Here is a 14,748-nt window from a genome sequence, read left to right on the forward strand (position 1 = left end):
CTGGAGGGCATGGGGGAGCTGCTGGAGCTGATCCTGCCGCGCGCCTGCGGGGGTTGCGGGCGGTCCGGAACCGCGTGGTGCGCAGGGTGTTCCGCCGCCCTGTCCGGCCCGCCCGTGCGCGTCCGCCCGCGCGCCGATCCCGGGGTGCCGTGCTGGGCGCTGGCGCCCTACCGGGGTGCGCCGCGGCGCGCCGTGCTGGCCGCCAAGGAGCATCGCCGCACGGACCTGGCGGCCCCGTTGGGTGCGGCGCTGGCCAGGGGGCTGGATTATTTGCGGGACGCCGCGCGACCGCTGATTCTGGTCCCCGCGCCCAGCCGGGCGGCGGCCGCGCGCCGGCGCGGCGGTGACCCGGTGGTGCGCGCGGCGGCCGTCGCCGCGAGTTGGCTGCCGGATTGCCGATTGGTACGCATGTTGGGTTCCGGGGCCGGTGTGCGGGACTCGGCGGGGCTCGGCGAGAGCGATCGCCAGCACAATCTGCGCGGGCGGATCATCGTAGCTCCCACCCGGCCGGATTCCGCCGGTTTTCCGGCAAATGCCGAGGTAGTCCTGGTCGATGACGTGCTGACCACCGGTACGACGGTGTCCGAATCCACCCGCGCGCTGGTTACCGCCGGAGTTCCGGTGCGTGCCGTGCTGGTTACGTGTTCCGCTTGATTATTCGATATTTGCGTGAACACTGGCGGACAGGTCGCTGACGTACTACCGTCGCGATCAGACACCCGAACCGCAAGTTTGGAGGTGGCGCCTCGGACCATATGTGCCGAGCGAGTCAGTCGATCGGCACACGTTTCAATCCCGCCGCACGAGCGGCTTGTGCGGCCAGATCCGGGAGGTACGCGTGACGACTACTTCACGACCTTCAGCGAAGAACGCAGACACCGCGCTGCTGGATGACGAATTCATTCCCGACGAGCAATCCGGTCGGGCAACCAGTGCCGATGTCGTGGTCAAGGGACGAACCCTCGGTGAGGGTGGAGTGCCCGATCATTTCCGAATCCATGTGGCGGACAAGCTCTCTCGCTTGGAGCGCTTCGACCCCACCATCTATCTCTTCGACGTGGAACTCACCCACGAACGCAACCGTCGTCAGCGCAAGAACTGCCAGCGGATAGAGATCACCGCACGCGGTAAGGGCCCCGTTGTCCGTGCCGAAGCCTGTGCGGACAGTTTCTACGCCGCGCTCGAACTCGCGGTGGAACGCCTGGAAGGCCGGTTGCGTCGCCTCAAGGACCGCCGCCGCGTGCATCACGGCGACAAGACGCCGATCTCGGTCGCCGAAGCGACGGCCGGACTCATCGACGACTCCCTGTTCGCCGCCGCCTCGAACGGAGCCTCCGGGCACGACCACGGGGCCGAGGAACAGGACGAAGCCGGTCCCGGCCATGTGGTGCGCACCAAGACGCACCCGGCGATCCCCATGACGGTCGACGACGCTCTCTACCAGATGGAGCTGGTCGGCCACGATTTCTTCATGTTCATGGACAAGGAGACCGACCGACCGTCGGTCGTCTATCGTCGCCACGCCTTCGACTACGGCCTCATCCGGCTCGCGTAGTAGAACGCGCTGAACCCATTTCCGACCGGGGCTTTTTCAGAGCCCCGGTCGTCTGACTCTGTCGCCCGTCACACTTGCTGTTACATCCTGTATCAGTTACACATGACTGGTGAGTAAGAATCGTGCCGTCATCGTCGCCGGAGCGCGCACCCCCTTCGTGCGCGCCTTCACCGACTACACCCGGATGGACTCCATCGACCTGGCCGATGCGGCCGTGCGGGGGCTGCTCGAACGCACCGGACTGCCGGGCGCGGCCGTGCAATCCATCGTGTGGGGCGGGGTGATCCTGCCGGCCGCCGCGCCGAACATCGCCCGCGAGATCGCGCTCGACCTCGGCCTGGATCCCGGCTGCGAGGGGTACACCGTGACCCGCGCCTGCGCGTCCGGGCTGCAGGCGGTGGTGTCGGCGGCGGCCGCCATCGAGCGCGGCGAATACGACGTGATGATCGCCGGCGGCAGTGATTCGGTCTCCAATGCGGAGGTGAAGCTGCCGCAGAAGATCATTCACGCCGCCGCGCCCCTGGCCCTGGGCAAGCCCAAGCCGAAGGATTACCTCACGGCCGCGACCCAGCTCGCGCCGTTCTTCGATCTGCTGCCCAAGCGCCCGAAGATCGCCGAGCGCACCACCGGCGAGGTGATGGGGGAGTCCGCCGAGAAGATGGCGCGCATTCACAATATCGGCCGCGCCGCCCAGGACCGGTTCGCGGTCATCTCGCACCACCGCGCCGCGGCGGCCATCGAATCCGGGCGCTTCGACTCCGAAGTCCTGACCGTCACCACCCCCGACGGCACCCGCGTCAGCCGCGACGGCCTGGTCCGCAAGGACACCAGCATGGCGAAATTGGCCAAGCTGCCACCGGTTTTCGCCGAACCGGGCACCGTCACCGCCGGCAATGCCAGCCCGCTCACCGACGGCGCGTCGGCCGTGCTGCTGATGAGCGAGGAGAAGGCGCGCGCGCTCGGTTACGAACCCCTCGCGGCCTTCCGCTCCTGGAGCTTCGTCAGCGTCGACCCGCGCGACCAGGTGCTCATCGGCCCCGCCATCTCCATGCCGCGCGCGCTCGACAAGGCCGGAATGTCGTTGGCCGACATCGATTTCGTGGATATCCACGAGGCCTTCGCGGCGCAGACGCTCTCGGTCGTGTCGGCCCTGGCCAGCGCCGACTGGGCCAAGACCCGCCTCGACCGCGATACCGCCGTCGGCGAGATCGACCCGGAAATCTTGAACGTGCACGGCGGTTCGGTCTCGCTCGGCCATCCGTTCGGCGCGACCGGTGCGCGCATGGTCACCACCATGGCCAACGAACTCGCCCGCACCGGCAAGTCCACCGCGCTGCTCGGCATCTGCGCGGCCGGTGGCATCGGCGCGTCGGCGGTGCTGGAACGGGTCTGATCCATCCGGCCGAATTGCGCCGCGGCGGCCGGTCGCGGCTGTCTCGATCGGGAAAATTTCGGCCCATTCGGTTTCGACCGGGTGGGCCGGAGTTATTCCAAGAGCATCAACCGATGAGGGAGTTGGTGCGAGATGGCGGGCAGGAGCGCCGTCGCCGCGGCGATCGCCGTGGCCACGACCATATGCGGATTCGCGGGAGCCGGTGCGGCGGCAGCGGATTCGGCGCCGCAGGATCAGATGAAGGCGGTACTGCAGGACTACCGCGCACACGCCGGCGAGCGCTACCAGGTACACGGCCTGGTCTATTCCGACGCCGCCACTTGGACCTTGGCGTTCATCACCGGCGGCCCGACCGAGTTCTACACCCTGAACGGCGCCCGCGCCGAACTGGTCGGCCCGAAGATGCGCGAGGTCAGCACGGGTGACGAGTTCGCCGGGACCATCACCATCACCGGTCGCGCCGGATCGGGAGACCCGGAGGTCACCCTCGACGACGTGCGGGTCGTCGGGCACCGTTACTGACGACGGATCGCGCCGCCCGGATATGGATCGCCCGACATGATCGGGCCGTACCGACTCCTGCGTCACATGTGACCGAGGAAGCATTTCGGGAGGGGCGCACCGCCGTCGACCGGGGGATTCTCCGAGTGAGTGCGCTCATTTTGTCTGCTGGGTCACGGCCTTGACCGAATCCCACCTACTTGGTCAATCGACCATATCGGATTAGCTTCGAACTAGCTCAATCGAATCGACAAAGAAGCTGGTCAAGCCATGTTCGTTCGTAAGATCGCCTACACCACCATGATCGCGCTCCCCGTCGCAGCGGCCGTCGCCCTCGTCGGCGCCGGATCCGCCTCCGCGGCAGTCACTTCCGATCCGGCCCCCGCCGCCGTCGCGGCCCCGGCGGCCGACGTGCCCCGGGACCCCACCACCGGAATCCCGGTCGACACCCTGAATCGCATGGGCCAGAGCGCCGCCGCCGGGGCCGGGATCGGTGCGGTCGCCGGCGGTGTGGCGGGCGGTGTCGCAGGTGGCGTCGTCGGACTGCCGCTGGGCATCACCGGCGCGGTGGTCGGCGCGGCCATCGGCGATGGCATCGGCAGCGTGGTCGGCCCGGCCACCGGCGGTGCGGCCGGAGCGGCCGCGGGTGCTGCCGCCGGCGCCGGAGTCGGCGCGGTGCCCGGTGCGGTCGGGGCGCTGCCGCCGGTGAGGCCGCCGGTCTCGGCGTCGGCACCGTGGTCGGCGGCGCGCTGGGATTCGCTGCGGGCGAGGCCATTCCGGTCGCGGTCGGCGCTGCCGGTGGTGCGCTGATCGGCGCGGGTGCGGGCGCCGCCATCGGCGCGGGTGTCGGTTACGCGACCGCGCCGCAGCACTGAATTCGTAAGTGGTCCGGCCCCGATCCGCTTGCGCGGGCCGGGGTTTCGGCTATTCGGGGGCGAGTTCCGGGGAGCCGAAGCGTTCCCAGTGGATCGCGGCGTCGAGGGGGCGGCGGTTGCGCCAGCCGAAGCGCTCGAGGTCGGGGACGGTCTGGAATTCGCGGACCGGGCCCACGCAGAGCCAGGCCACCGGCCGCACATCGGCGGGGAGGTCGAGGAGTTCGGTGAGGAACGGGGTGTCGTAGAAGCTGACCCAGCCGACGCCGACGCCTTCGGCGGTGGCCGCCAGCCAGAGGTTCTGGATGGCCAGGATGGTCGAGTAGATGCCGGTTTCGGGGACCGTGGCGCGGCCGAGCACATGGGTGCCGCCGCGCGATTGGGAGTGCGTCACCACGATGCCGGTGCCGGACTCGACAATTCCCTCGATCTTGATCGGGTTGAAGGTCTCGGCCCGATCGTCCGGCAGGGATTCCTGGAATTCGCGGCGCTTCTCCGCGACATGATCGGCGAACCTGCCCAGTGTGTCCGGATTGCGGACCATGACGAAATCCCACGGCATGGAATTGCCGACGCTCGGCGCCCGGTGCGCCGCCTCCAGAATCCGCAGCAGTGTGCTGTCGTCCACGACTTCACCGGTGAATTCGGCGCGCACATCGCGCCGCAATCGGATCGCGTCGTAGACGCTCAGACATTCGGATTCGGAAATAGGACCTTCGGAACGCACGCCCCCCAGTGAACCAGAGCGCGCCCCCGCCGGATCGGCGGGGGCGCGCTCGGTAATGAACGGCGATCAGTGTTGCTCGCGGGCCGAAATTCAGCCCGCCAGCGCGTGGTCCTGACGGCGGGACAGGCGGCGACGGCCTTCCTTCAGCGCGGTGCGCAGCCCGCGGCGGCGGCCGGTCATGGCATCGATGGTCGGGGCGCCGCCGAACACCTTCTCGGACTTGGTTTCCGGGGCGTCGTCGGTGCTGCGCGAGAGGTACTTGTTCGGCAGCGACAGCTTCATGATGGTGCGCCAGGACTTGGCGTACTGCACCGGCAGCGAACCGGTGGTGTACGGCAGATCGTACTTATCGCAGAGCGCGCGCACGCGAACGGCGATGGACGCCAAGTGATTCGACGGCAGATCGGGGAACAGGTGGTGCTCGATCTGGTGCGAGAGGTTGCCGGTCATGAAGTGCAGCAGCGGGCCGCCGGAGATATTGGCCGAGCCCAGCATCTGGCGCAGGTACCACTCGCCCTGGGTCTCGCCGTCGATATCGGCCTTGGTGAATTTCTCGGCGCCGTCGGGGAAATGGCCGCAGAAGATGACCGCGTTGGTCCACACATTGCGGATGACATTGGCGGTCAGGTTGGCGGTCAGGGTGCCGAAGAAGGCGGGACCGGTGAGCAGCGGGAAGATCAGGTAGTCCTTGGCGGCCTGCTTGCCGATCTTCTTGAGCACCAGATTGCGGTCCTCCTCGAACTGGATGCGTTCGGGGGTGCCGGGCGCCCACTTCTTCTTGGCGACCTTGCCGAGCTCCAGATGCTGGATGGCGACGCCGTATTCGAAGAACATCTGCAGCAGCAGGTTGTACACCGGCTGGCCCAGGTAGAACGGGCTCCAGCGCTGATCGCGGGTGACGCGCAGCAGGCCGTAGCCGATATCGTCGTCCATGCCCAGCACATTGGTGTACTTGTGGTGCAGGAAGTTGTGGGTGATCTTCCAGTGCTCGGAGGGACCGGCGTTGTCCCATTCCCATTTGGTGGAGTGGATTTCCGGATCGTTCATCCAGTCCCACTGGCCGTGCATGACGTTGTGCCCGATCTCCATATTCTCGATGATCTTGGCGGCGCCGAGCATGGCGGTGCCGGCCAGCCAGGCCGGCGGGAACAGGCTCGCGAAAAGCACCGCGCGGCCGCCGATTTCGAGGCCGCGCTGGATACGGATCACCTTGCGGATGTAGGCCGCGTCCTTTTCACCCCGAATGGATTCCACCTCACGGCGAATCGAATCGAGTTCCGCGCCGATAGCTTCGACATCTTCCGGGGTGAGGTGTGCGTATTCCTTGACATCCGAGATCGCCATGCAACTTACAGTACCGTAGGTTACGGCTCCGTAGGTTACGGACGTTTGAATCCGTAGCGTGTCGAACGCCGCATTGCGTTCGAAATCTGTATCTGCTAGCGGTTGCGGCGCAGCTTACCCGAGAGCGACCAGCGCCGCTTGGCTTCGGTGCGCAGCGGCTCCGCCTTCGAACGCAGCAGTTCCTTTTCCGCCCTTGCCTTTTCCTGCAGAGCGATCTTGGCCTCGCGCAATACCTGCTGCTCGTGCAGGGCCTTCTCCTTGAGCACGATCTTGGCCTCCTGCATGGCCGAGCGCAGCCCGCGCCGCTGCCCGGTCACCGGATCCACGCTCCACTGCGGCTGATGTTCGGCCAGCCATTCACTGTTCAGCGAGGGCAGCGAAGGCAAGGTGACGCCCGCGAACTTGCGTTCGGAGGATGTTTCCGGCGCATTGTCCGAAGTCGCCTTGAGCCAGCTGTCCGGCAGCGCCAGCTTGTGAATGGTGCGGAACGCCAACAGGTATTGCTTGAGCAGCGAACCGGTGGTGTACGGCAGGTCGTACTTCTCGCACAGTTCGCGCACCTTCACCGAGACCTCGGCATACCGGTTCGACGGCAGGTCCGGGAACATGTGGTGTTCGATCTGGTAGCTGAGATTGCCGCTCATGAACGCCATGGCCGGGCCGGAATTGAAATTCGCGCTGCCCAGCATCTGGCGCAGGTACCACTCGCCCTGCGTCTCGTTCTCGAACTGATCGACCGTGAACTTCTCCGCGCCGTCCGGGAAATGCCCGCAGAAGATGACCGCGTAGGCCCACAGATTGCGGACCAGGTTGGCGGTGGCATTGGCCTTCAGCGTGGACTTCCAGGCCGGACCGGTGAGCGCCGGATAGATGACGAAATCCTTGGCGACCTGCTTGCCCGCTTTACGCCAGAACGCCTTGTTCGGCTCGGAGAAGATCTGCTTGGGGTCGATGCCCAGCTGCTGCTTCTGTGCCGACAGGTCGTGCAGCGCGATGCCCCACTCGAACAGCGCCGCCAGGATCAGATTCGCGAACGGCTGCGCCAGATTGATGGGCCGCCATTCCTCGTCGCGGGTCATGCGCAGAATGCCGAAACCCAGATCCTCGTCCATGTCGAGGATGTTGGTGTACATGTGATGCGAGTAGTTGTGGGCGGCCTTCCACTGCTCGGAAGTGCCGGTCTGATCCCACTCCCAGGTGGTGGAGTGGATTTCGGGATCGTTCATCCAATCCCATTGCCCGTGGCTGATGTTGTGCCCGAGCTCCATGTTCTCGATGATCTTGGCGACCGAGAGCAGCGCGGTGCCGGTGAGCCAGGCCCAGCGCTTCTTGGACGCGAACAGGGTCGCGCGGCCCGCCGCTTCGATAATCCGTTGCGCGGCAATGGTGCGGCGGATGTACTTGGCATCGCGCGCACCGAGCGACAGTTCCACGTCGCGGCGAATGGCATCGAGTTCATGGCCGAGAGCCTCGATGTCCGACGCCGAGAGATGGCTGAACGCTTTGATGTCGGTGATGGCCACCGGCAAATCCTTCCGTGGGTTTATCCGCCTCGCACCGCTGCGCGGGTCCGCGGCTCCGGCGCCTCCAGCGGAGGCACGAACGGAGCCGCGTCAGGCTCGACTGCTATCGAGGGTAGCCGTTCCCGGGCCCTTCGGCCGCAGCCGGTCCGCGCGTCACACCTCGAGGGTGCAGTCGCCCGCCGCGGCCGAAATGCAGGTTTGCACCTTTTCGCCCGCCCGCTTCTCGTTTCCGTTGCGCAGATCGCGTACGTGACCGTCGGTGATGGTCACCACGCAGGTCTGGCAGATGCCCATCCGGCAGCCGAACGGCATCTGCACGCCCGCGCCCTCACCGGCCTGCAACAGCGTGGTCGCGCCGTCCACCTCGACGGTGCGGCCGGTCTTGGCGAAGGTGACCTTGCCGCCCTCGCCCTGCGCCTGGCGTTCGATCTCGAACCGCTCCACGTGCAGCTTGTTCTCGATACCCGCTGCCGCCCAATGCTTCTCGATCTCGTCGAGCATGCCCAGCGGACCGCAGGCCCAGGTCTCGCGCTCGCGCCAATCCGGCACCAGTTCGTCCAGATAGCTCAGCGCGAACTTGCCGTTCTCGCCGGTGAGGTGCAGGTGGGCGGTGAAACTCGGGTGCTTGTCGTGCATTTCGCGCAGTTCGTCGCCGAACATGACATCGTCCGGGGTGCGCGCGGAGTGCACGTGCATGACATCCGGGACGCCGTCGCGGCGATCCATGGTGCGCAGCATGGCCATCACGGGCGTGATGCCCGAACCCGCGGTCAGGAACAGCACCTTGGCCGGCGGTGGCTCCGGCAGCACGAACCCGCCGGCCGGCGCGGCCAGGCGCACGATGGCGCCCACCGGCACCCCGCTGACCAGGTGGCTGGACAGGAAACCCTCCGGCATCGCCTTCACCGCGATGGAGATGAGCCGCTTGCCCTTGTGCCCGGGATCGGTCCAATCCGGCGGGCAGGTCAGCGAATACGAGCGCCAGTGCCAGCGGCCGTCCACCAGCACGCCGATGCCGATGTACTGGCCCGGCTCGAACTTGAAGTCGAAGCCCCAGCCCGGCTTGATCACCAGGGTGGCCGAGTCGGCGGTCTCCTTGCGCACCTCCACGATCCGGCCGCGCAGCTCGCGCGCCGACCACAGCGGGTTCACCAGATGCAGATAGTCGTCCGGCAACAGCGGAGTGGTGATCCGCGCCGCGGCGCCGCGCAGCGTGTCCAGCGGTGTGCGGCCCGCGGTCGAACCGCCGTCGGCCACCGGGGCCTCGAGCCATTCCCGCAGCCCTCGCACGGAGAAGCCCCCACTTTTCGATGCCATGTTCTGGAATGCTTTCCTGTCGTCGTGTGCGCTGGTGAGCGCGACCTGAACCATCCGCGGGCGTCGTCGCCGCCGGTGGTCACAGCAAGGTTACGTTACCGTAGGTTACGGCGCTGCGACCGGACAGGAAAGACCTTCGTCAGAGGGCCCCTCGGACTCCGGAGGGGGTTCGGGGGCTTGCCCCCGAGGCCCGCATACCGCTCTTTCAGAGCAGGTCCAGCAGGAACGGGAGTTCCTGGGTGGCGTACCAGGCCAGCTGATGGTCCTCGGCGTCGCCCAGCACGAATTCCGCGTCCGGATCGCCCAGATCGGCGGCGTCGATGATCTCGACCGCCTTGGACACCTCGGACTCGGCCTCGGCCAGATCGACGTGCACCGAGGCGATGCGGTCGTAGGCGATCGGCCCGGCCAGCTTCACCACCGCGTCGTCGAGATCCGGGCGCAGGGTCGCGCCGGTGACATCGGCGGCGATGACCGCGCGCCGGAAGATCGGCCCCTGCGCGGGAGCCGCCGCGTCCCCGGCGTCCTCGCCGCCCAGATCCGCCGAGGCCTGCTCCTCGGCCAGCAGCCGCAGCGAGGCCCGCGCGGCTTCGGCCATCGCGACCTCGGCGAGTTCCTCGTCGTCTCCGGAGGCGTACGCCTCGCGCAGCGCCGGCGTCACCGCGAACGCGGTGTTCCCGATCGCCTGGATCTCCCGGTCCGCGACCAGCTCCCGCAGCATCGGGACGGTGGCCGGGACATAGACCCGCAGCTTGGCGGACGACTCACTGGACGCAGGCACCGAGCATCTCCTCCATCGACTCGTGCACCGAAGCGGTCAGCACCGCGATATCGGCCATGGCGTCGCGATCGGCGTTGAGCCCGTAGAAGACTCGCCCGTCATAGGACGTGAGCCCGATGCTCAGAGCTTGAAAGCGCAGCAATGGCGACACCGGGTACATCTCCAGCATCCGCGCGCCGCCGATGTACATGGGCTGCTGCGGACCCGGCGCGTTGGTGATCACCAGATTGAACGTGTGCTCTGCAAAAGTACTCGCAGACCGCACGCTCATGGCATGCAGGCTCGCCGGAGCGAATCCGGCCATGTGCACCAGGGTGCGCGCCCGCACCCCGCGCTGATGCCGCACGTGCGCCTCGGTGGCGTGCTTGATGTGCGACATGCGGATCACCGGATTCGGCTCGCCCACAGGCAGATCCACCACCAGCGAGGTCACCTCGCCGGCCGGTTTCAGCTCCCCGTTGGGCCCGTCCGCGTACACCGACATGGGCACGATCGCGCGCAGGGCGTCGGCCTCGGTGAGGACCTGGCCACGCGAGAGCAACCAGTTCCGCAGCGCGCCGGTGACCACCGCCAGGATGACGTCGTTGATGGAGCAGTCGAAGCGTTTGCGGATCTTGCGGTAGTCCTCCAGATCCGTGCGCACCACCTCGAAGCGGCGATTGCGCGAGGTGCGGATGTTCAGCGGGCTGTCCGGTGCGCCGAGCGCCGCGGCCCGCAGCATCGACACCATCTTGCGGACCGCCTTGCCGGTGGCGTCGATCAGCGCGAACGCCTCCGCGCTGTGATGCCGCGCCACGTCCAGGGCCTCACGCGGCTGGGTGGCCAGGTGCAGGATCGCGCCGATCAGCAGTTCCACGTCGGCCGGCTCCCGATGCGGCATCCAGGCGTCGTCGGCCACCTCGCGGGGCGCGGCCGAGGTGTCCAGGATCACGTGCCCGATCTCCAGCGCGGAATCGCCGTCCACCAGCGCCGAATGCGTCTTGGTGAAGATGGCGCAACGCCCGCCGGAGAGGCCCTCGACGAAGTACATCTCCCAGAGCGGGCGGGTGTTGTCCAGCGGCCGCGACGCCAGCCGCGCGACCAGGTCCAGCAATTGATCGTCGGTGCCCGGAGCGGGCAGCGCCGACCGCCGGATGTGATAGGTGATGTCGAAGTTCGCGTCGTCCACCCAGACCGGGCGGCCCAGGTCGAACGGGATCTCGCGCACCTTGTTCCGATACCGCGGCACCAATGGCAGCCGCGCCTCGACGAGCGTGAGCAGCCGTTCGTAGTCCAGGGGCGCGTGTCCGGAATTCCCGCCCGGGGCGGGATTGCGCAGAATGGCGAGCGAACCGATGTGCATCGGATTACTGCTCGATTCCAGTCGATAGAACGACGCGTCCTGCGGCGTCAGTCTGGTGATCACGCTGCCCGCTACTCCCTTGGTTCTCCGCATCGAGCCCGCATTCGTCCCCTGCCAGGCATCGACGCCCCCGTCCAGGTGTGCGGGCGCAAGCTTCCACACGACGGGCCGACTACATCCTACGTCAGGGGTCTCGAATCAGCCTCGGCAGCAAAACGATTCACTGACGGATCACCGCAGCTCATCGATACCATCCGGAAGGAACGACGCCCGCCGCCGGGCCCGGCCCGGCCGGGCACCCCGCCCGCGCCCCGGCCGCCGCACTCGCACTTCAACGCCTACGATGGGGCTCGCATTACCATGGCAGTGGTTGCGTGCCTGCGCGCTGAACCTTCCCGCCATGGCGGGGGCCAATGACACACCGACCAGAGGACTACAAGACCCGTGCCTGCGCTGACGTTTTCGAGGTTGCTACGGATTGGTGAGGGTCGCACCGTCAAGCGGCTTGCGAACCTGGCCGACGAGGTCATCGCCCTGGATGAGGAGTTCACCGCCCTCACCGACGCCGAACTGCAGGCCAAGACCGACGAGTTCAAGCAGCGTTACGCGGATGGGGAGTCCCTCGACGAACTGCTGCTCGAGGCCTTCGCCACCGCTCGCGAGGCGTCCTGGCGCGTGCTCAACCAGAAGCACTACAAGGTGCAGATCATGGGTGGCGCGGCGCTGCACATCGGCAATGTGTCGGAGATGAAGACCGGTGAGGGCAAGACCCTGACCTGTGTGCTCCCGGCCTACCTGAACGCCATCTCCGGCGAAGGCGTGCACGTCGTCACCGTCAACGACTACCTGGCCAAGCGCGACGCCGAGTGGATGGGCCGCGTGCACCGCTTCCTCGGGCTCGAGGTCGGCGTGATCCTGGGCGGCATGACCCCGGCCGAGCGCCGCGTGGCCTACGCCGCCGACATCACCTACGGCACCAACAACGAGTTCGGCTTCGACTACCTGCGCGACAATATGACGCACTCGCTGGACGATCTGGTGCAGCGCGGGCACAACTTCGCCATCGTGGACGAGGTCGACTCCATCCTCATCGACGAGGCCCGGACGCCGCTGATCATCTCGGGTCCGGCCGACGCCTCCTCGAAGTGGTACGCCGAATTCGCGCGCATCGCGCCGCTGCTGAAGAAGGACCTGCACTACGAGGTCGACATCAAGAAGCGCACCATCGGCGTGCACGAGGCCGGCGTCGAATTCGTCGAGGACCAGCTGGGTATCGACAACCTGTACGAGGCCGCGAACTCGCCGCTGGTCAGCTACCTGAACAACGCGGTGAAGGCCAAGGAGCTCTACACCCGCGACAAGGACTACATCGTCCGCGACGGCGAAGTGATCATCGTCGACGAGTTCACCGGTCGTATTCTCGTGGGCCGCCGCTACAACGAGGGCATGCACCAGGCCATCGAGGCCAAAGAGGGCGTGGAGATCCAGCCGGAGAACCAGACCCTGGCGACCATCACGCTGCAGAACTACTTCCGCCTCTACGACAAGCTGTCCGGTATGACCGGTACCGCCGAGACCGAGGCGGCCGAGCTGCACCAGACCTACGACCTCGGCGTGGTCCCGATCCCGACCAACAAGCCGATGGTCCGCGTCGACCAGTCCGACCTCATCTACAAGACCGAAGAAGCCAAGTACTCCGCCGTCGCCGACGATATCGCCGAACGGCACGAGAAGGGCCAGCCGGTGCTGGTCGGCACCACCTCGGTCGAGCGCTCGGAGTACCTGTCCAAGCTGCTGACCAAGCGCGGTATCGCGCACTCGGTGCTGAACGCCAAGTTCCACGAGCAGGAAGCGCAGATCGTCGCCGAGGCCGGGCGGCCGGGCGCGGTCACCGTCGCCACCAATATGGCCGGTCGCGGTACCGATATCGTGCTGGGCGGCAACCCGGACATCATCGCCGACCTGCTGCTGCGCCGGCAGGGCCTGGACCCGGTGGAGACGCCGGTCGAGTACGAGGCCCAGTGGCACACCGCGCTGGAGCGGGTGAAGGAGCAGACCGAGGAGGACGCCGAGGCGGTGCGGGCGGCCGGCGGTCTCTACGTGCTGGGCACCGAGCGGCACGAGTCGCGGCGCATCGACAACCAGCTGCGCGGTCGTTCCGGCCGGCAGGGCGACCCGGGCGAATCCCGGTTCTACCTGTCGCTGGGTGACGAGCTGATGCGGCGCTTCAACGGCGCGGCGCTGGAATCGATCATGACGCGGCTGAACCTGCCCGACGATGTGCCGATCGAGGCCAAGATGGTCTCGCGCGCCATCAAGTCCGCGCAGACCCAGGTCGAGCAGCAGAACTTCGAGATCCGCAAGAACGTTCTGAAGTACGACGAGGTCATGAACCAGCAGCGCAAGGTGATCTACGCCGAGCGCGCCCGCATCCTCGAAGGCGAGGATATGGAGGGCCAGGTGCAGGAGATGATCACCGACGTGATCACCGCCTACGTCAATGGCGCCACCGCCGAGGGCTATGTCGAGGACTGGGATCTGGCCAAGCTGTGGGGCGCGCTGAAGACGCTGTACCCCATCGGCATCGACTACAAGGACCTCACCGGCGAGAACGCCGATGGCGAGGTGGGCGACCTGTCCCGCGAGGAACTCCTGGAAGCCGTTCTCGACGACGCGCACGGCGCCTACGAGGCTCGGGAAGCCGAGATCGACGGGCTGGCCGGCGAGGGCAGCATGCGCAATCTGGAACGCCAGATCCTGCTGTCGGTGCTGGACCGCAAGTGGCGCGAGCACCTCTACGAGATGGACTACCTCAAGGAAGGCATCGGCCTGCGGGCCATGGCGCAGCGCGACCCGCTGGTCGAATACCAGCGCGAGGGCTTCGACATGTTCTCCGCCATGCTCGAGGGCCTGAAGGAAGAGTCGGTCGGGTTCCTGTTCAACCTCCAGGTCGAGGTGCAGGCGCCGCAGCCCGCCGGGGTGCAGGTCGCGCCCGGGCTGCAGTCGCCGGTCGGGAACCGCCCGCTGCCCACCCAGCAGGCCACGCCGCAGGGCAATGGCGCGCCGGCCGCGTTGCGGGCCAAGGGCATCGACGACTCGGGTCCGCGCGGGCTGTCCTACTCCGGTCCGGCCGGACCGGACGAGGGCGGGCGCGCGGCCGTGCACAGCGACGCCGAGGAATACGGCGACGGTGACGGCGGCACCCGGCGGGAGCGCCGGGAAGCGGCGCGCGCGCAGGGCAAGCAGGACCGGGCGCCGAAGTCCAAGCGGCGGCGCTGAATTCGGTGACGAAATGAGTTGAACGCGAGCGCCCCGGGTGGGAACACCCGGGGCGCTCGCGTTTTCGGCGCGAATTCGCGAAATGGGCTGTGCGTGGCGGGATATCGAGATGCC

Annotated in this window: 12 protein-coding genes; 6 read left to right on the plus strand and 6 right to left on the minus strand. The window is 67.3% G+C overall.

Annotation, left to right across the window (positions count from 1 at the left end; all coding sequences use genetic code 11):
• Nucleotides 1-9: 9 nt before the first annotated feature.
• The 5 genes from NY1_RS29410 (at nucleotide 10) to NY1_RS45185 (ending at nucleotide 4,259) form a co-directional block, all read left to right on the plus strand.
• A complete protein-coding gene (locus NY1_RS29410) occupies nucleotides 10-654 on the plus strand; it encodes a ComF family protein (RefSeq protein WP_067720318.1) in 645 nt (214 codons plus the stop codon).
• A 184-nt stretch (nucleotides 655-838) separates the two neighbouring features.
• Nucleotides 839-1,555, plus strand: a complete 717-nt coding sequence (hpf, locus tag NY1_RS29415) for a ribosome hibernation-promoting factor, HPF/YfiA family (protein ID WP_084535569.1) — start codon at nucleotides 839-841, stop codon at nucleotides 1,553-1,555.
• Nucleotides 1,556-1,664: 109 nt separating this feature from the next.
• Nucleotides 1,665-2,948, plus strand: a complete 1,284-nt coding sequence (locus NY1_RS29420; protein WP_267888459.1) for an acetyl-CoA C-acyltransferase — start codon at nucleotides 1,665-1,667, stop codon at nucleotides 2,946-2,948.
• A gap of 132 nt (nucleotides 2,949-3,080) precedes the next feature.
• The gene (locus NY1_RS29425) at nucleotides 3,081-3,470 is read left to right on the plus strand and encodes a hypothetical protein (RefSeq protein ID WP_067720322.1); all 390 of its coding nucleotides are present in this window, start codon (nucleotides 3,081-3,083) and stop codon (nucleotides 3,468-3,470) included.
• A gap of 249 nt (nucleotides 3,471-3,719) precedes the next feature.
• Nucleotides 3,720-4,259: a hypothetical protein gene (locus NY1_RS45185; protein ID WP_067720324.1), complete on the plus strand. Its 540-nt coding sequence runs from the start codon at nucleotides 3,720-3,722 to the stop codon at nucleotides 4,257-4,259.
• A 114-nt stretch (nucleotides 4,260-4,373) separates the two neighbouring features.
• On the opposite strand, the gene bluB is transcribed toward NY1_RS45185, so the two are convergent.
• From bluB to NY1_RS29460, 6 genes are all read right to left on the minus strand, one after another.
• Nucleotides 4,374-5,030, minus strand: coding sequence for a 5,6-dimethylbenzimidazole synthase (bluB, locus tag NY1_RS29435; RefSeq protein ID WP_067720414.1), 657 nt, complete (start codon nucleotides 5,028-5,030; stop codon nucleotides 4,374-4,376).
• A 108-nt stretch (nucleotides 5,031-5,138) separates the two neighbouring features.
• Complete coding sequence (locus tag NY1_RS29440; RefSeq protein WP_067720326.1) at nucleotides 5,139-6,392, minus strand: fatty acid desaturase family protein; 1,254 nt, start codon at nucleotides 6,390-6,392, stop codon at nucleotides 5,139-5,141.
• Nucleotides 6,393-6,487: 95 nt separating this feature from the next.
• Nucleotides 6,488-7,915: a fatty acid desaturase family protein gene (locus NY1_RS29445; protein WP_067720415.1), complete on the minus strand. Its 1,428-nt coding sequence runs from the start codon at nucleotides 7,913-7,915 to the stop codon at nucleotides 6,488-6,490.
• Between the two features lie 153 nt (nucleotides 7,916-8,068).
• Nucleotides 8,069-9,232: a ferredoxin reductase gene (locus NY1_RS29450; protein ID WP_067720416.1), complete on the minus strand. Its 1,164-nt coding sequence runs from the start codon at nucleotides 9,230-9,232 to the stop codon at nucleotides 8,069-8,071.
• 205 nt (nucleotides 9,233-9,437) lie between these two features.
• Entirely contained in the window at nucleotides 9,438-9,983 is a 546-nt protein-coding gene (locus NY1_RS29455; protein ID WP_067720417.1) for a DUF6912 family protein, read from the minus strand.
• 13 nt (nucleotides 9,984-9,996) lie between these two features.
• The gene (locus NY1_RS29460) at nucleotides 9,997-11,418 is read right to left on the minus strand and encodes a WS/DGAT/MGAT family O-acyltransferase (RefSeq protein WP_174567232.1); all 1,422 of its coding nucleotides are present in this window, start codon (nucleotides 11,416-11,418) and stop codon (nucleotides 9,997-9,999) included.
• A 381-nt stretch (nucleotides 11,419-11,799) separates the two neighbouring features.
• Between NY1_RS29460 and secA the strand changes: the two genes are divergently transcribed.
• Nucleotides 11,800-14,634, plus strand: coding sequence for a preprotein translocase subunit SecA (secA, locus tag NY1_RS29465; protein WP_067720330.1), 2,835 nt, complete (start codon nucleotides 11,800-11,802; stop codon nucleotides 14,632-14,634).
• Nucleotides 14,635-14,748 lie beyond the last annotated feature (114 nt).

This window comes from Nocardia yamanashiensis NBRC 100130 (assembly GCF_001613325.1).
In the GTDB taxonomy this organism is placed as follows: Bacteria; Actinomycetota; Actinomycetes; order Mycobacteriales; family Mycobacteriaceae; genus Nocardia; species Nocardia yamanashiensis.